Below are 17,795 nucleotides of genomic sequence, written 5' to 3'. Positions count from 1 at the left end.
GGGCGGCTTCGGGCGGCCCGCGGAACAAGCTTGGGACGTGTGGCGCGGGCGCCTGAACGGTCAGATCGCCGGTCCGGCCCGGGCCGCCGGCGTGGCGCCCGGGCCACGCCGATCCGGAGCCGTTTCGGCGCGCCCGCGGCGGCGGGCCAGCATCGGCTCGGCCCCGCTTCGGCATCGCTTCGGCGCCGGCTCGTGGCCGGCCCGGCCTCCGGCCGCGCGACTCATCCGGCCAGCAGGCGGCGCCGCTTCACGAGCACGACGCGATTGATGCCGTTCGCGTGATCGTGGCTGACCTCGTCGCAGCTCTCGCGGATGATGAACAGGCCGAAGCCGCCTTCCGATTCGCCCGAGAAGTCCGGCGCGAGCTCGGCTGGCGGCGTGAACGGCCGCCCGTCGTAGACGAATTCGAGCATCGCGAAGCCGGCGCCGGCGGTGCCGACCACCTCGATCGGCCCGTCGCCGGGCCGCGAGTCGTGCCGCACGATGTTGCTCGCGAGTTCGACCGCGGCCAGCGCCAGCGCGGCCGCGTCGTCGTCGCCGAGCCCGGCCGTCGCGTGCGTTGTGACGAAGGTGCGCAGCAGCTGCAGCTGCGAGAGCGTGCGCGGCATGTCGAGCCGCGCGCGGCGCGCGTTGGGGCCGCCGTCGGGCAGCTGCAGCACCAGCATCGTCATGTCGTCGGGAATCCGGGCGCTGTTGGTGAACGCCTCGACGGCCGCGCGCATGCCGCGCACGATCGTGCCGGGGCGGCGGTGCGAGGGCAGCAGCGCGCGCAGCGTCGCCGCCAGGCGGTCGAGCCCGAAGCGCTCGCCGGCACGATCGACCGCGTCGGTGAGGCCGTCCGAGTAGAGCGCGAGCGTGTCGCCGGAGCCGAGCCGTACCGTGTCCTCGAACACCTCGGCCTCCTCGATCACGCCGAGCGGCGGATGCTGGTTGCGCAGGAATTCGGGCGGCGCGTTGCCGCGAAACAGCATGGTTTCCTCGTGGCCGCAGCCGACCCAGGTGGCGGTGCCGCGCACGCGGTCGATGCGCAGGTAGCAGAGCGTGACGAAGCTGTCTAGCGCCTGCAGCCGCGTATGCATCGCGCGCTGCGCGTGCGCCACGATCTGTGCCGGCGACGGCCGCCGCATGGTGCCCGGCGCGCCGCCGTGCGCGACCAGCTCGGCGATCGACCGCGAGAACTGCATCTTCAACGCCGCGCCGAGCAGCGCGGCGGGCACGCCCTTGCCCATCGCGTCGCCGACCAGCAGGTCGAAGCAGCCGTCGTCGAATTCGAACAGGTCGAAGAAGTCGCCGTTGATGCCGCGCGAGGCGACGTTGAAGCTGGCGACCAGGCAGTCGTGGACGGCCGGCGGCAGATCGCCGATCAGCAGGCCGCGCTGGATGCCGGCGCCGAGTTCGAGCTCGGCCCGATGCGCGTCCTTCAGCGCGCGTTCGCCGGCCACCTGCAGGCTGATGTCGGTCTGGATCAGGAACGCGTGCTTGGTGTCGTGCGACGTGTTCATGATCGGCACCAGCGTGGAGGCGGTCCAGAACAGCGAGCCGTCGCGGCGCCGGTGGACCAGCTGGCCGCTCCACGGCGCGCCCTCGCGGATCAGCGCGGGCAGGCCGTCCACGGCGAGCCCGCCCGAGGCGTCGTCGGGGCGCAGCATCCGGTACGACTGGCCGACCAGCTCGTCGCTCTGGTAGCCGCTGACCGAGGCGAGCATGGTGTTGGCGTAGAGGATCGTGCCGTCCGGCGCGAGGATGCTGACGATCGCGTGCTCGTCGAGCGCGCTCTTCAGGCCGCGCAGGTCCGACGACGAATCGCGGTATTTCGCCAGCAGCTGCGCGCGTTCGTGCGCGGCGCGCTTGGCCTCGGAGAGGTCGCGCACGGTGCAGAAGTAGTAGAGCTCGCCGTCCACGTCCACCGGCGCGACCGAGATCTCGGCCGGGAACACGCGGCCGTTGGCGCGGCGCGCGTTCAGCTCGAGCCGGCGGCGCGGCGCGGCGAGCCGGTCGTCGTCGCCGGGCGCGCGGCCGGCGCGCATCAGCTCGTGGATCTCGTCGGGCAGCAGCGCCTCGCCGGGCTGGCCGATCAGGTTCTCGGCGCGGTAGCCGAAGATCCGTTCGGCCTCGCGGTTGAACTCCACCACGTGGCCGAGCGCGTCGAGCGTGACCATGCCGTCCATCGCGCTCGTCAGCACCGCGGTGTTGCGCGCCTCGCTGCTCGCGATCTCGCGCATCAGCTGGCCGAGCGCGGCGATCGTCAGCGCGTTCTGGCGCAGGCTGCGCGCGGCCGCGGTGCAGAACACGCCCCACAGCACCAGCACCACGCCGGTGCCGAACGCGACCCAGCGCACGATCAGGGCCCAGCCCGCGAGCGCGTTGGCCTCGGGGGTGGCCACGATCGTCACGAACGGCCAGCGGCGCGCGGTGCGCCAGGCGCCCACGCTCGCCGTGCCGCCGAACTCGAGCGCGTCGAAGGTGCCGGCATTGCCGCGCGGCAGCAGCGTGCGAAACAGCGGATGCGAGGCGTAGGCGTCGGTCGCGGCGAGCGGCGCGCCGGTGGCCGCGATCGGCGTGCCGTCGAGCGACACCAGCGCGGCCGAGCGCGGCGCGTCGGCCAGCAGCATCTGGAAGGTGGTCTTCAGGTAGTCGGGATTGAGCGCGACCACGATCCGGATCACGTCGCCGTCGGGCGTCACGACCGCGCGCGCGAGCGGCAGGAAGCGCAGCGGCAGCGCGCGGGCGGCGTTGGGGCGCGTGCCGCGCGCGAGCGCCGAATCGGCCAGGTCGCGCCCGGCGAGCGGGTGGCCGATCGCGAGATCGCCGTCGGTGGACGGCACGCGCGGGCCGGGCAGTTGGCCCAGGTCGAGGCGGGCGCCGACGTTCGCCTCGTTCGAGCTCGCGAACACCAGCCCGGTGCTGTCGACCAGCGACAGGCTGCGCACCACCGGCGCGCCGGCGACGAAGCGTGCGAGCAGCGCGTTCGCGTAGTCGGCGTGGCGCAGGTCGCTGGTCTGCAGCGTGCTGTCGATCGCGCGCGCGATCGAGTTCGCGGTGCTGGCCGCCCGCGCGCTTTCGTCGTCGATGGCGCGCGCCAGCATGGTGGCGCTGGCGCGCTCGTCGTCGATCGCGCCGCGGTGCTCCCACCACGCGAAGGCGCCGGCCGCGCCAACCAGCAGCGCGCCGACGAAAGCCCCGCCGATCAGCACCGAGCGGCTGTTCAGCCAGGCGGGAAGCTGCGCGGTGTGATGCCCGATGATCGCTTCGATTCGTTTCACTGGAGCAGCATGACCTCGGTCAGATGGTGACGGCGAGCCGCCGCGGCGAGCCGGCCGTCGCGCTGGATGCGCGCGACGAACGCGTCGACGGTGGCAAGCCACGCATCGTCGCCGGGACGGACCGCATATGCGTAAGGCATCGGGTGAAACGGCTCCGGCGGCGCGACGATGCGCGCCCATTCGGCATTCTCCAGCAGGCGATACGCATACGGAAGGCCCGCGAGCAGCACGTCCAGGCGCCCCGCCTGCAACTCGTCCTCGCGATTCTGTCGCGAGTCGAGCACCACCACGGTAGCGTGCTTCAGCGTATCGCGCAGCAGCGGCTCGATCTGCGAGCCGCGCTGCACGCCGACCCGCACGCCGGGCCGGTCGATGTCGTTCCAGGCCGTCACCACCTCGCTGCCGCGCGAGGCGACGCCGACGATGCCGCTCATCAGGTACGGGCGGCTGAAGCGCAGCGTCGCGCGGCGGGCCTGGGTGGCGGCCACCGCGAGCATGGCGATGTCGCAGCGGTCCGCGAGCAGGTCGGTGGTGAAGGTGGCGAACGAGGTGTCGATGGTGACGATCTGCGCGTCGAGATCGGCGGCGAACGCCGCCGACAGGTCCACGTCGATGCCGCGCGCCTCGCCGGTGCGCGGGTCGCGATAGGTGATGCCGCCGTCATTGAGCGACAGGCACACGCGCAGCGTGCGGGTGGCGTGGACGCGGTCGAGCACGGCCCCCGCGCGGGCCGCCCCGCAGCCGGCCGACAGCAGCAGGCAGAGCAGCACGACCGCACGCGAGCGCGCGAACGGCGGCCCCAGGCCCGGCCCCGGCGCGCCCGACGGGAGGGCGGACGCCGGGCGCCGGCGGGCCAGCCGGTGCGTGAACCTGCGCGGATCGGGCCAGCAAACCATCGTGTCGTTCCTTGCGTGAGGCATGCGCGGCGGGCGTCGGTGCCGGCCCGGGCGGGTGCCGGCGCCGTGCCGGCTCGATTGCAGCACGGGCCGGGGCGAAAAGCATGGCGTGATCGTGAACCTGGCCCGTCTCGCGCGGGCGGGACTCAGGCGAAGGCGGCCAGGGCGTCCTCCTGGCTGCGGTGGACGCTGAACACGCGGTGCATGCGCATCAGCTCGAACAGCGCGTTGACGGGCTTGGTCATCGCGCAGAGCTTGAAGTCGCCGCCGCGCCGGTGCGTCTCGCGCAGGCAGGCGAGCAGCGCGCCGAGCCCCGAGCTGTCGACGAACGTGAGCGACGACATGTCGAACACGATGCGCGCTTCCTGGGCGAGCAGCGGCGCGATCGCGTCCTTGAACGCCTGCACGTTGCCGGCGTCGAGGTGGGCGTCCGTCGGGCGGACGAGCAGCGGGCCGGCGGGCGCGGGGGTGGTCAGCAGTTCCATGGGATGTCCTCAAAGGACGCGCGCGGCCAGGGGAGGGCCCCGGGGCCGGCGGCGCGCCCGGTCAGCGGCGCGAGCCGGCTACTGGGCCGCGGGCGGCGGCTCGGGCCGGGCGCCCGCGGCCGCGGCGAGCGCTTCGTTGATGCCGCCGACGATCGCGGCGAACGGCACGGCCAGGCCGCCCGGCTGCGCGCCGTCCGCGGTCACGCGGGCCTCCAGCACGCGCGATTCCTGGCCGAGCGTCTCGTAGCCGTAGGACAGCGCGGCGCCCGCCAGCCGGTGCAGCGCGATGCCCAGCACCGCGCGCGGCCGATCAGCATCGGGCGTGCCCGCCAGCGCGTTCCATTCGGTCCAGGCGGCGTCGAGTTCGTCGCGCCGCGCGGCGAGCCCGGCGGTGAAACGCGCGCGCAGCGCCGCGAGCTGGCGTTCGAAGTCAGGAGGAGAGTCCGGCGCGTTTATCACGGGCGTAGTCCCAGTAAATCTTCAGATGTTCGGGCAGCGTCATCGGATCGAACGGCTTGACGATCACGCCGGTGGCGCCGTGCTCGAGCAGCGCCTCGATCTCGTCGGGCAGCGCGCGCGCCGACATCAGCACGATCGGCGTGTCGCGCAGCGCCGGCTTCTCGCGCAGCGCGCGCATCGTGTCCGGGCCGCTCAGCGTCGGCATCATCACGTCGAGCAGGATCAGGTCCGGCGCGAACGCGTCGGCCTCGGCCAGCGCGTCGGTGCCGTCCGGGCAGAGCCGGACGTCGTAGCCGCCGACGATGCCGAGGCTGAATTCGAGGATCGCCCGAATGTCCGGGTCATCCTCGGCGCACAGCACCCTGTGCAGCGTGGTGCTCATCGATGGGGTCCTCCGTCGGGATGGGCGATGCGCCGCGCGGCACGCAGCAACGCATCGTCGTCGGTGCCGCGCTTGGGCAGCCGGTCGGCCGCGATCGCCGTGGCGGCGGCCGAGACGTCGTCAGTGTAGAGCAGGATCGGCGCGGGGCCGGCGATTTCTCGCAGCCGGCGCGCCACCGCCTCGGGCGCGTCGCGCCCGCGCGACGGATCGGCCACCACCAGCGCCGGCGCGGTGATCGCGGCGGCGGCGAGCGCCTCGGGGTCGGCCGCGGCGAGCGTCGCGAATCGGGGCGCGAGCGCGGCGGTGATCCGCGCGCGCGCCGCCGCGTCGGGATCGATCACGAACGCGGTGGGCCGCGCGGGCGGCAGCACCGCGGCGGCGTCGCCGGTCGGCAGGTCGACGCGGAACTCGGCGCCGTGGCCCGGCGTGGACACCACCCCGACCATGCCGTGCATGCGCTCGACCAGCACCTGCGTGATGTGCAGGCCGAGCCCGGTGCCGGTGCCGACGCGGCGGTCGCGCTCGTCGGCCTGCGAGAACTTCTCGAAGATGCGCGCGCGGAACGCCTCGGGGATGCCGCCGCCGTGATCGCGCACGGCGATGCGCGCGCGCACGCCGTCGCGCGTGCCGCGGATCTCCACGGTGCTGCCGGCCGGCGAGTTCTTGATCGCGTTCGACAGCAGGTTCGCCATCACCTGCAGGAAGCGGTCGGGATCGACCCACACCTCGCAGTCGAAGCGCGCGCCCACGCGGGCGAGGTGGACGCCCACGCGTCGCGCGTAGTCGAGGTTGGCCGCGAGCGCCTCGTCGACGAGCCCGTCGAGCGCGCAGGCGCGGCGCTGCAGCGTCATGCGGTCGGCTTCGAGCTTGGCGACGTCGAGCACGTCGTCGATCAGCCGGCCGAGGCGCTCGCCGTTGCGCCGCGCGATGTCGACCAGTTTCTGCGCGGGCGCCGGCAGCACGCCGGCCGCGCCGCCCGCGAGCAGGTCCACGGCGCCCTTCACCGAGGTCAGCGGGGTGCGCAGCTCGTGGCTGACGGTGCTGAGGAAATCGTCCTTGAGGCGGTCGAGCCGGCGCTGCTCGGTGAGATCGCGGATCACCAGCGACACGCGCGGGTGCGCGCTGGTGCGCCAGCGGCTGATGCGGATGTCGGCCGGGAAGGTGTCGCCCGACGGGCCGCGCACCAGCGCCTGGCAGGCGGCAGGCGGCGTGTCGGCGCGCAGCCGCTCGGCCAGCTCGGCGGGCAGCAGCGCGTCGAGCGGCGCGCCGTCGTCGGGCAGCGCGTCGAGCCCGAGCAGCGCGTAGCCGGCCGCGTTCGCGTCGCAGATGCGCGTGCCGTCCTCGATCGTCAGCACCGCGTCGCCGACATGGTCGAACAGTTCGCGATTGTGCGCCGCGAGATTGGCCACGCGCGACTGCAGGTCGAGCACGTGGCCGATGTTGCGGATCTTCGCGGCCAGCAGCGCGCCGTCCACGGGCTTGACGAGGTAGTCGTCGGCGCCTTCCTCCACCGCGCGCACGAAATGCTCGGCGCCGTGCAGCGAAGACATCACGACGATCGGCAGCCAGGCGCGCTCGTGGCTCGCGCGCAGGCGGCGCGTGGCCTCGAAGCCGTCCATGTCGGGCATCAGCAGGTCGAGCAGCACGAGATCGACGGCGGTGGCCTCGACCACGGCGAGCGCGGCGCGGCCGCTGTCGGCCTCGATCACGTGGTGGCCGGCGGCGCGGACCTGCGAGGCGGTTTCCGCGCGGCTCGCGCCGATGTCGTCGACGACGAGCACGTGCAGCGGATTGTCGGGTGCGGTGAGCGTGATCGGATCGGTCATCGTGGCGGCGCATGCCGGCGCGCCTGGGCACGCGACATGCAGCGGGGAGTCGGGGCCAGCCGATTATGCCACCGGGCGGCGGCGCACGGATGACCCGGGCGCGCGCCGCGACGCGGCCGGGCGTCATCGCGGCGGGCCGGCGCCGATGCTGGCGACCTTCGGGTCATGGGACTTGATCAGGAGTTCTTCCTATTCGTTTTGCGTGTCGGACGAAGATGGTCCATCGAAATGATAGGGATGACGAACGAAACGAGGCGCGAAGCCGGCGGCCCGAAATGCCCGCCCGCCGCAGCACGCCTTCATGCCGAAACGTCATGTCGAATTCTCGTCCGAAGGAATAAACAAATTCCAATGCAAGTCAGAACGGCAAGCCAATCACTTTATTGACCGGAGCCCATTGCACTGATGGAATGCAACTCAAATTGGTGCATCGCACGATTATCGTGCATAACTTTTTCACCAAAAAATGGCTTGTAATGTAGTTTACAGATGCGTTGGAGAACTTCGTAAACCCCTTGTAAATAAAGGCCGAGCGGGGAGTCGGCCTGAAATTGGAATAATCCCTCGAAATTTAGTGTGAGCGCATCAAATAAAGTTTGACGGGTGTTTTTTTTCCTTGATATCTTCTGCACCCAAGTCACGCAGCAAACCGGCGGCGAGGTCCCGGCAGGTCGATCACCGCCGGAACGCGCGCCGCGACGACGATCCGTCATGACGTCGAGACCGGTGCGCGGCGGACGAAAAACATGGCGGTCTGGCAATTTGGTCATTCGGGCGGCGGGCAGCGGCGCTATCGATTCGGAATCCGAACGGAAACCGGGTCGGGTTGGCGCGGCACCGGGTCGTCCCGGTTACGAGACGTCGGCGGCTTCCGATCCGGAGGCGGCCGGTTACCGGGTGAATCCCGCCCGGGGGGATAGATTTGACAATGAAGATTGAAGAGGGCCTCGCCACGTCGAACAGCGGTCTGGCGCAACTCGGCCGTCCCCGCCAGTACGAGGCAACACGCAAGCAGCCGGTGCGCCGCTACGCCGGCATCGCCGTCGTGCTGCTGCTGCACGTGGTGCTGATCTACGCGCTGCTCAACGGCCTCGCGACCAAGGTCGTGCAGGTGATCCAGCACCCCATCGAAACCCGCATCATCGAGCCGGTCAAGCCGCCGCCGCCGCCGCCGATGCCCACCGTCAAGCTGCCGCCGCCGAAGTTCGCGCCGCCGCCGCCGCCGTTCGTGCCGCCGCCCGAGGTGCCGGTGCAGGCGCCGCCGCAGACGCCGATCGTGCATCAGGCCGCGCCGGTGGTGTCCGCGCCCGTCACGGCGCCGCCGGTGGTCGCGCCGCCCGCGCCGGCCCCGAAGCCGGTGAGCCATGAAGTCGGCGTGGTGTGCCCGAATTCGGATCAGATCCGCGGCTCGATCCGCTATCCGAAGGAAGCGCAGGAAAACAACATCACGGGCGACGTGCTGATCGAATTCACCGTCGATGCGGACGGCAAGATCACCAACGAGCGCGTCGCGCAGTCGGCCGACTCGGATCTCGACCGTGCAGCGTTCAATGCGGTCAAGCAGTTCAAGTGCGTGGCGCAGGGGCAACCGGTGCGCGTACAGGTTCCGTTCTCCTTCAATCTGAACTGAATTCCCTCAATCTGGATCGGGCGCCGGCAGTGCCGGCGCCAGGCGGCGAAGCATGACAGGCCTTCGTCAGTACAACGAAAGAATAGGAGTTGGGTATGGCCAAGCGTTCGATCGCCGCGCTCGCGGCAAGCATGATGATTTCCGCCACCGGCGTGGCCGTATCGGTGGCCCCCGTGGCGTTGCTCGCGCCGCAAAGCGCGTTCGCGCAGTCGAGCGACGCGGCCGCCGGCTCGGCGCCCGCCGCCGTGCAGGCCGCGCCCGCCGCCACCGACGCGGTGCCGCCGCCGATGCCGGCCGCCACCGAGGCGGTGGCCAACCCCTACGGGCTCGGCGCGCTCTGGAAGGGCGGCGACTTCGTCGCGCGCTTCGTGCTGGTGCTGCTGGTGATCATGTCGATGGGCAGCTGGTACATCATGATCACCAAGTTCCTCGAGCAGATGCGCGCGAACCGCCGGGCCAAGCACGCCGACCAGCAGCTGTGGACCGCGCCGTCGCTGAGCGAGGGCGTCAAGCTGCTCGACGAGGCCTCGCCGTTCCGCTTCCTGACCGAAACCGCGATCGAGGCGGGCGAGCATCACCAGGAGGCGCTGCTGGAGGCGGTGGACCGCAACACCTGGATCGACGCGTCGGTCGAGCGCGGCATCACCAACGTCTCGAACCGCCTGCAGGACGGCCTCGCGTTCCTCGGCACGGTCGGCTCCACGGCGCCGTTCGTCGGCCTGTTCGGCACCGTCTGGGGCATCTATCACGCGCTGACCGCGATCGGCATCGCGGGCCAGGCCTCGATCGACAAGGTGGCCGGCCCGGTGGGCGAGGCGCTGATCATGACGGCCATCGGCCTGGCCGTGGCGGTGCCGGCGGTGCTCGGCTACAACTTCCTGGTTCGCCGCAACAAGACCGTGATGGAGCGCGTGCGCAACTTCGGCGCGCAACTGCACACCGTGGTGCTGGCGGGCGGCAAGCGCGCCCGCGTGGCCGGCGCGCCGGCCGCCACGCTCGGCCGCTGAGCGGAGGCACGCCATGGCCATGAGTGTCGGGCAGGAAGACGACGACGAGGTGATCTCCGCGATCAACACCACGCCGCTCGTCGACGTGATGCTGGTGCTGCTGATCATCTTCCTGATCACGATCCCGGTCGTCACGCACACGATTCCGCTGCAACTGCCGAAGGAAGCCGTGCAACCGCTGCAGACCACGCCCAAGAGCATCGAACTCGCGGTGAACCGCGAGGGCCAGTACTTCTGGGGCGAGCAGCTGGTGGACGGGCCGACGCTGCTCGCCAAGCTGAAGGCGGTCTCGCAGATGACGCCGCAGCCGGACGTCCACGTGCGCGGCGACCAGGACACGCGCTACGAGTTCATCGGGCGCCTGATCACCGACTGCGAGCGGGCGGGCATCGTCAAGGTGTCCTTCATCACCGAGCCGCCGGCGCGCGGCGGTTAAGGCCAGGGAGCCGACTATGGGTATGAACGTGTCCTCGCGCAGCGGCGGCGAGCCGGAGGTGATGGTCGACATCAACACCACGCCGCTGATCGACGTGATGCTGGTGCTGCTGATCATGCTGATCATCACCATCCCGATCCAGATGCACTCGGTGAAGATGGACCTGCCGGTGGGCAATCCGCCGCCGCCGCCCACGCCGCCGGAGATCGTGCAGATCGACATCGACTTCGACGGCACCACCACCTGGAACGGCGCGCCGGTGCCGAACCGCGCGGCGCTGGAGGCGAAGCTGCAGCAGGCCGCCGCCGAACCGGTGCAGCCCGAGATCCATCTGCGCCCGAACAAGCTGGTGCCGTACCGCGACGTGGCCGGCGTGCTGGCCGCCGCGCAGCGCGTGGGCGCCACCAAGATCGGCCTGATCGGCAACGAACAGTACATGCAGTAACGAACCGGGCACTTCGATGATCGACCAACGGATGACGCGCGCCGCGCTCGCGGCCGCGCTGGGGATGCTTTTTGCCTGCGCCGCGCCGCTCGCGCACGCCGCCGACACGCTGCGGCCCGAGGTGGCGAAGCCGCTCGCGGCCGCGCAGGATCTCTATCGCGCCCACAAGTATCGCGACGCGCTCGGCAAGATCGCGCTGGCGCAGGCGGTGCCGAACAAGACGCCCTACGAGGCGGTGACGGTGGACGAGATGCGCGGCGCCGCGGCGATCGCGGCTGGCGATTCGGGCACCGCCGAGCAGGCCTACGAGGCCGTGCTGGCCTCGGGCCACGCGAGCGCCGCCGACGAGCAGCGCACCGCCGCCACGCTCGCCGGCCTCTATTTCCAGCAGAAGAACTATCCGCTCGCGATCCGCACCGCGCAGCGCTACCAGAAGGCGGGCGGCAGCGATCCCGACATGCGCACGCTGCTGCTGCAGTCGTACTACCTGTCGAACGACTGCAAGGCGGTGGTGGCGACGCTCAAGCCCGCGCTCGACGCCGACACGCGCGCGGGCCGCGTGCCCGACGAGGCGTCGCTGCAGATGCTGGCCACCTGCGCGCAGCACGCCGGTGACGGCGCGACCTACCGCGCCGCGCTCGAATCGCTGGTGGTGCACCATCCGAATCCGGCTTATCAGACCCAGCTGTTCGACGCGATCCGCACGCGGCCCGGCTATCTGTCGTCGCTCGATCTCGACCTGTACCGGCTGCGGCGCGCCAGCGGCGGCCTGGCGAGCGCCGACGACTACATGGAGATGACCCAGCTCGCGATCGTGGCCGGCTCGACGGCCGAGGGCAAGCAGGTGGTGGATCAGGGTTTCGCCGCCGGCGTGCTTGGCCGCGACGCGCAGGCCGACCGCGAGAAGCGCCTGCAGGCGCTGGCCGCCAGGCGCGCGGTGGCGCCGCCCGATCCGGCCAACCCGGTCGATCCGGTCGACGCGGGGCTCAACCAGGTGTTCGCCGGCAAGGCCGCCGACGGTCTCGCGCAGATCCGCCAGGCGATCGCCAAGGGCGGCCTCGCGCATCCGGACCTCGCGCAGCTGCGCCTCGGCGAGGCGTACTACGTGGCGGGCGACAAGCCTCGCGCGGTGCAGGCCTGGCGCGCCGTCAACGGGAACGACGGGACGGCCGACGTCGCACGGCTGTGGACCCTCGTCGCGGCGAAATGAACCACGAACGGGATAGCGAACGACCATGGGCCCGTTCAGCGATGAAACGATGTCGGCCGCGGCCGCGATCGGCGCGCGGATCCGGGCGCTGCGCCAGCGGCTGAAGCTCACGCTCGACGAAGTCGCGGCGGCGGCGGGCATCTCGAAGCCGTTCCTGTCGCAGGTCGAGCGCGGCCGGGCCACGCCGTCGCTGACCTCGCTGGCCGGCATCGCCCGCGCGCTCGGCGTGACGATGCAGTACTTCGTCGAGGCGCCGAGCGAGGCGAAGGCGGTCAGGCGCGCGAACACGCTGCAGTTCTTCAGCTTCGCGGATTCGGCGAACTCGTTCGCGCGCATGACGAACCCGGGCAGCAGCCGCCAGCTCGACGCGGTGCTGGTGAAGCTGCCGGCCCGCGAGCCGGGCTCCGCGATGCCGTCGGACGCGGGCGAGCAGTTCCTGTACGTGGTGCGCGGCGAGATCGCGCTGACGCTGAACGGCCGCACGCTGACGCTGCAGCCCGGCGACACGGCGCACTACGAGGCGGCGCTCACGCACGCGTGGCGCAACGCGGCGGACGAGGAAGCGTGGGTGGTCTGGGTGGGCACGCCGAGATTGTTTTGATGAAGGCAGGTGATGCGGCCGGCAGGGGTGGGTAGCCGGGGCGTAAGGCGGTGAAGCGAGATTTCGGTGCGGCGAGGGTGAGCGACCGGAATGACTCGTTCGCATGACTAACAAAATGAAAGGTCGGACGGATACCGTGCGGCCGGTGCGAACGAGATGGCAGCAGGCAGCAAGGGCAGTACGCAATCGGCAAGACAAGGGTTTGGCAACGGGTGCCGGGACGCGATGCCGCGCAGGCGGTAAACGGATTTCACGAGATTCCGGGCGCGCGACGGGTGGGGGTCTATTTGTTCAGCGAGAGGGGCAAGATGAAACAGAGAGTATTGGCGATGGCCGTCAGGCAGATCGTCTGGGCGGAAATCGCATTGGCGGCCACGCTGGCCGTGCCGGCGTTCGCGCAAAGCCAGCCGGCGGCCGGTCCGGCGACGGTGGCCGACGCGGTGGCGAACGGCCCGGCCGTGACGGTGGCGCAGGCCGACACGCCGTCGAGCGTGGGCACGACGAGCACGGCCGAGGCGCCCGCCGCGGCCTCGGGTGCCGCGGCGACGACGCCGGGCGGCAAGAAGGTGGCGCAGATCAAGCGCTTCGAGGTGACCGGGTCGCTGATCCGCAGCTCGGACAAGGTCGGCTTCAACCAGGTCCAGACGATCACGCAGAAGGACATCACGAGCAGCGGCGCGGTGACCGTGTCCGACTTCCTGCGCAACACCACCGCCAACTCGGCCAACAGCTGGAGCGAAGGCCAGAGCAACAACTTCGCGGCCGGCGCGGCCGGCATCGCGCTGCGCGGCCTGCCCGAGAAGTACACGCTGGTGCTGGTGGACGGCCAGCGCGTGGCGCCGTTCGCGTTCTTCTCGAACGCCGACGACTCGTTCTTCGACCTGAACACGATCCCGCTCAACGCGATCGACCGCATCGAGGTGGTCAAGACCGGCGCCGTGTCGCAATACGGCTCGGACGCGATCGGCGGGGTGGTCAACATCATCACCAAGCACGACTTCCGCGGCCTGCAGCTCGACGGCAGCCTCGGCAGCGCGATCAACGCCGGCAACGGCGACGGCACCACCAAGTTCGGCGTGCTCGGCGGCTTCGGCGACCTGAACGCCGACCGCTTCAACATCACCGCCGCGGCCAGCTTCTACAAGTCCAACGGCTTCACGCTGGCCGACCGCGACTCCACCCGCAGCATGGACTACACCGGCCTGCCGGGCGGCCTGTCGCTGCTCGGGCCGTCGTACTGGAACCTGCCGGACGGCTCGACCCAGGCGCTGAACGGCTGCGCGCCGCATCCGGCCGCCACCAACTCGCTCACGCAGGGCCTGCCGGGCACCGTCTGCGGCATCAACACCGCGCAGAGCATGTCGATCCTGCCGATGACGGAGCGCCTGAACGCGAAGCTGCACGGCGACTTCAAGGTGGACGACAAGACCACCGCGTTCGCCGACTTCATGATCAGCAGCATCTCGTCGACCTCGAACCAGGGCACCCACACCGTGGGCAACCCGCAGGGGCCGGCGCTGGTCTGGAACCCGGCCACGCAGCAGCTCACGCCGTTCAACACGGTGGTGCCGACCAGCAACCCGTTCAACACCACGGGCGCACCCTCGGCGCTGACCTACACGTTCCCGGCCGCGATCGCCGAGAAGACCAACTCGACGTTCTGGCGCGCGTCCACCGGCGTCAAGGGCTCGTTCACGTTGCCGCACGGGTACGGCGGCGACTGGGACTGGTCGACCTCGCTGAGCCATTCGCAGAGCACGGTCAGCAACTCGTTCTCGAACGAGCTCAACGTCAACCAGCTGACCAACATCTACCAGAACGGCGCGCTGAACTTCGCGAATCCGTCGTCCACGCCGGGCGCGTTCAACGGCCTGTACCAGGATGCCAGCACGTTCGGCATCTCGAAGCTCGATACGGTGGACGCGACGCTGTCCACGCCGAACCTGTTCCATCTGCCCACGGGTGACGTCGGCCTCGGCCTGGGCGCGCAGTTCACGCACCAGAGCGAATTCCTCGCGCCGGGCTCGGGCTACGTGGACGGCGCCGTGATCTCGCCGAACCTGCAGTCGGTGAACGGCCAGCGCAACGTCGCGGCGGTCTACTACCAGGTCAACGTGCCGATCCTGCAGAACCTGACGTTCAGCCAGTCGGGTCGCTACGACCACTACTCGGACGTCGGCGGCGCGTTCTCGCCGCGCTTCGCGTTGCGCTACCAGCCGGCCCAGCAGCTCACGCTGTACACGTCGTACAGCCGCGGCTTCCGTGCGCCGACCTTCGTCGAGGATAGCTCCTCGCGCACCATCGGCAGCCAGATCGATCAGGCCACCGGCCTGAACTACACGTCGATCACGGTGGGCAACCCGAACATCGCGCCGGAGCGCACCCGCAACCTGAACATCGGCTTCCAGCTCTCGCCGAGCCGCTACACCGACTTCAGCCTCGACTGGTACAAGATCCGCGTGGACAACGTGATCGGCCAGGGCAGCCCGTCGAGCGTGGTGACCGATCCGACCACGGGCGCGCTGATCTACAAGGTGATCCCGTACCAGAACCTCGGCTACCTCGACACCAACGGCTTCGAGTCGACGTTCCGCCAGGCGGTGCCGGTCAAGGGCCTGGGCACGTTCACGCTGTCGGGTGACTGGGCCTACGTGAAGAACTTCAAGATCGGCTCGCCGGGTGCGGCCCCGGTGGACGGCGCGGGCAACAACTACACGCTGACCCAGCCGTTCGGCGGCAGCTTCCCGCGCTGGCGCGGCAACACCACGCTGGACTGGAGCTACCACCGCTGGGATGCCGCGCTCACCTGGCAGTTCACCGGCCCGTATGCGCAGAACCTGTTCGCGGCGCCGGCGCCGGACAAGGTCGGCTCGTACAGCCAGTTCAACCTGATGGTGACCTACACGGGCTTCAAGAACTGGACGATCTACGGCGGCATCGACAACATCTTCAACCGCACGCCGCCGTATGACCCGATCTTCGCGAACGGCACGCTGAGCCAGACCGGTTACGATCAGTCGATCTACACCTACATCGGCCGCTTCGCCCAGATCGGCGCGACCTACAAGTTCTGATCTCGTGGCAGGTCCGCCCGCCCCGTGCGGGCGGCCATCGGGCCGCCGCGCTCGCCCCCGTTGCCGCGCGGGCAGGCGCGGCGGCCCGTTTCCCTCAACTCTTGATGACGGCATGCCGGCCGCCCGGCGGCGCGCCGTCCACCGCAGGATGACGATGAATTCTGTCTCGATGCGCCGGCCGCGGGCCGCGGGCCGTGCCCTGGCCGCCCGCCTTGCGCGCGCGGCCGCCTTCGCGTGCGTCGCGGCGGCGGCCTGTCTCGCGCAGCCGGGCGCCGCGCTCGCCGTGCCGGCGATCGCGCAGTACGACGCGCCGAAATATCCGCCGAACTTCACGCATTTCGATTACGCGGACCCGGACGCGCCCACCGACGGCACGCTCACGTTCAACAACTACAACCAGCTGCAGAGCTACGACTCGCTGAATCCGTTCCTGGTGCGCGGCGCGCCGGCGCCGGACATCCAGAACCTGATGTTCGACACGCTGATGCAGCGTAGCTGGGACGAGCTGGCCTCCGAATATCCGCTGATCGCCGACGACGTCGAGGTCGCGCCGGACCGCAGCTCGGCCACCTTCCACATCAATCCCGCCGCGCGCTTCTCGAACGGCGACCCGATCACGGCCGCCGACGTCAAGTATTCGTTCGACACGCTGACGAGCCCGCAGGCCTCGCCGCTGTTCAACGCGCAGTTCGAGGTGATCCGCCGCGCCACGGTGGTGGACCGCCTCACGGTGCGTTTCGACTTCAAGCGGCCCGAGCGCTCGGCGCCGCTGATCGCGGGCGACCTGCCGGTGTTCTCGCCGAAGTGGGGGCAGCGCGCCGACGGGACTCGCCCGCCGTTCGACCAGATCGTGGACGAGCCGCCGATCGCGAGCGGCGCCTACCGGATCGCCGAGCGCGGCAACGACAAGCAGATCGCCTACGAGCGCAATCCGCAGTACTGGGCCGCCGACCTGCCGTCGCGGCGCGGCATGTACCGCTTCCGGCGCGTTACGTTCAAGCTTTACGTCGACCTCTACACCATGCTCGAGGCGTTCAAGGCCGGCGACATCGACATGCGCATGGAATACAGCTCGACGCAGTGGGCGCGCCGTTACGTCGGCAAGAATTTCGACAACGGGCTGTTGAAACAGGGGCTGTTCCCGGACGGCCCGGCGCAGATGCAGGGCTTCCTGATCAACATGCGCAAGCCGATGTTCCAGGACGTGCGGGTGCGCCACGCGCTCGCGCTGGCGTTCGACTACGACTGGATGAACCGGATGATGTTCTACCACCAGTACCGGCGCACCAACAGCTTCTGGGAGGCGAGCCCGTTCGGCGCCACCGGCATGCCCAGCGAGAAGGAGCTGGCGCTGCTAGAACCGTTCCGCAAGACGCTGCCGCCCGAGGTGTTCGGGCCGATGGTGAAGCAGCCCAGCACGCTGCCGCCGAACTCGCTGCGCGACAACCTCAAGCAGGCGCGGGCGCTGCTGGAGGCGGCCGGCTGGCACTATCGCGACGGCGCGCTGCGCGACGCCAGCGGCACGCCGATGACGATCGAGATCATGGACGACGAGCCCGGCATGGACCGCCTGATCCTGCCGTACACGCAGGCGCTCGCGGAGCTCGGCATCCACGCCTGGCTGCACGAGATCGACAGCGCGCTGTATCAGAAGCGCCTCGACAACTTCCAGTACGACATGACGACCTACATCTACTCACCGGTGACGATTCCCGGCGCGGAGCTGACACGCCGCTTCGGCAGCGCGGCCGCCGACGAGCCCGGCTCGGAGAACTATCCGGGCGTGAAGTCGAAGGCGGTGGACGCGCTGATCCGCGCCGCGCTCGCGGCCAACACGCTCGACGAGCTGGAGACGGCCACCCACGCGCTCGACCGCGTGCTGATCAACCTCTACATCCTGGTGCCGCATTACTACCTGCCCAACGCGCGGATCGGCTACAAGACCACCTATGGCCATCCGCAGGTGATCCCCGCTTCGTACAACTACGAGGACTGGATGATCGACTACTGGTACCGCAAGCGCCCCGCCGCGGGCGCCGCGAACGCGGCCGGCGCCTCGGGCGCCGCCGGCAAGGAGTGAC

At 70.3% G+C, this 17,795-nt stretch carries 15 protein-coding genes; 8 read left to right on the top strand and 7 right to left on the bottom strand.

The window, feature by feature from the left end:
* Positions 1-221: 221 nt before the first annotated feature.
* The 7 genes from bpln_RS32475 to bpln_RS36465 form a co-directional block, all read right to left on the bottom strand.
* Positions 222-3,263 carry a SpoIIE family protein phosphatase gene (locus tag bpln_RS32475; RefSeq protein WP_055141106.1) on the bottom strand — a complete coding sequence of 1,014 codons (3,042 nt, stop codon included), beginning with the start codon at positions 3,261-3,263 and terminating at the stop codon, positions 222-224.
* Positions 3,260-4,159, bottom strand: coding sequence for an ABC transporter substrate-binding protein (locus bpln_RS32470; RefSeq protein WP_042629167.1), 900 nt, complete (start codon positions 4,157-4,159; stop codon positions 3,260-3,262). The genes bpln_RS32475 and bpln_RS32470 overlap by 4 nt, the downstream gene beginning before the upstream one ends.
* 146 nt (positions 4,160-4,305) lie before the next feature.
* Positions 4,306-4,644 carry an STAS domain-containing protein gene (locus bpln_RS32465; protein WP_042629166.1) on the bottom strand — a complete coding sequence of 113 codons (339 nt, stop codon included), beginning with the start codon at positions 4,642-4,644 and terminating at the stop codon, positions 4,306-4,308.
* A gap of 78 nt (positions 4,645-4,722) precedes the next feature.
* On the bottom strand, positions 4,723-5,103 hold the full coding sequence (locus tag bpln_RS32460; RefSeq protein ID WP_055141105.1) for a hypothetical protein: 381 nt from the start codon (positions 5,101-5,103) through the stop codon (positions 4,723-4,725).
* The gene (locus tag bpln_RS32455) at positions 5,075-5,485 is read right to left on the bottom strand and encodes a response regulator (protein ID WP_042629164.1); all 411 of its coding nucleotides are present in this window, start codon (positions 5,483-5,485) and stop codon (positions 5,075-5,077) included. The genes bpln_RS32460 and bpln_RS32455 overlap by 29 nt, the downstream gene beginning before the upstream one ends.
* On the bottom strand, positions 5,482-7,311 hold the full coding sequence (locus tag bpln_RS32450; RefSeq protein ID WP_055141104.1) for an ATP-binding protein: 1,830 nt from the start codon (positions 7,309-7,311) through the stop codon (positions 5,482-5,484). The genes bpln_RS32455 and bpln_RS32450 overlap by 4 nt, the downstream gene beginning before the upstream one ends.
* Before the next feature lie 380 nt (positions 7,312-7,691).
* Positions 7,692-8,081, bottom strand: coding sequence for a hypothetical protein (locus bpln_RS36465; protein ID WP_141755271.1), 390 nt, complete (start codon positions 8,079-8,081; stop codon positions 7,692-7,694).
* A 158-nt stretch (positions 8,082-8,239) separates the two neighbouring features.
* On the opposite strand from bpln_RS36465, the gene bpln_RS32445 reads away from it, so the two are divergent.
* The 8 genes from bpln_RS32445 (at position 8,240) to bpln_RS32410 (ending at position 17,794) form a co-directional block, all read left to right on the top strand.
* Positions 8,240-8,941: an energy transducer TonB gene (locus bpln_RS32445; protein ID WP_042629162.1), complete on the top strand. Its 702-nt coding sequence runs from the start codon at positions 8,240-8,242 to the stop codon at positions 8,939-8,941.
* A 95-nt stretch (positions 8,942-9,036) separates the two neighbouring features.
* Entirely contained in the window at positions 9,037-9,948 is a 912-nt protein-coding gene (locus bpln_RS32440) for a MotA/TolQ/ExbB proton channel family protein (protein WP_042629161.1), read from the top strand.
* 13 nt (positions 9,949-9,961) lie between these two features.
* The gene (locus bpln_RS32435) at positions 9,962-10,384 is read left to right on the top strand and encodes an ExbD/TolR family protein (protein ID WP_042629160.1); all 423 of its coding nucleotides are present in this window, start codon (positions 9,962-9,964) and stop codon (positions 10,382-10,384) included.
* A gap of 16 nt (positions 10,385-10,400) precedes the next feature.
* Positions 10,401-10,829 (top strand): ExbD/TolR family protein, encoded by a 429-nt coding sequence (locus bpln_RS32430; RefSeq protein WP_015878223.1) that lies wholly within the window; start codon positions 10,401-10,403, stop codon positions 10,827-10,829.
* Between the two features lie 16 nt (positions 10,830-10,845).
* Complete coding sequence (locus bpln_RS32425) at positions 10,846-12,039, top strand: tetratricopeptide repeat protein (protein WP_042629159.1); 1,194 nt, start codon at positions 10,846-10,848, stop codon at positions 12,037-12,039.
* Between the two features lie 25 nt (positions 12,040-12,064).
* Positions 12,065-12,640: a helix-turn-helix domain-containing protein gene (locus bpln_RS32420; protein ID WP_042629158.1), complete on the top strand. Its 576-nt coding sequence runs from the start codon at positions 12,065-12,067 to the stop codon at positions 12,638-12,640.
* Positions 12,641-12,948: 308 nt separating this feature from the next.
* Positions 12,949-15,714 (top strand): TonB-dependent receptor, encoded by a 2,766-nt coding sequence (locus bpln_RS32415; RefSeq protein WP_055141103.1) that lies wholly within the window; start codon positions 12,949-12,951, stop codon positions 15,712-15,714.
* A gap of 154 nt (positions 15,715-15,868) precedes the next feature.
* Positions 15,869-17,794 (top strand): extracellular solute-binding protein, encoded by a 1,926-nt coding sequence (locus tag bpln_RS32410; RefSeq protein WP_042629678.1) that lies wholly within the window; start codon positions 15,869-15,871, stop codon positions 17,792-17,794.
* Position 17,795: the final 1 nt, after the last annotated feature.

The sequence above is a fragment of the Burkholderia plantarii genome, assembly GCF_001411805.1.
Taxonomy (GTDB): domain Bacteria; phylum Pseudomonadota; class Gammaproteobacteria; order Burkholderiales; family Burkholderiaceae; genus Burkholderia; species Burkholderia plantarii.
This window is presented reverse-complemented; position numbering and strand designations above follow the sequence as displayed.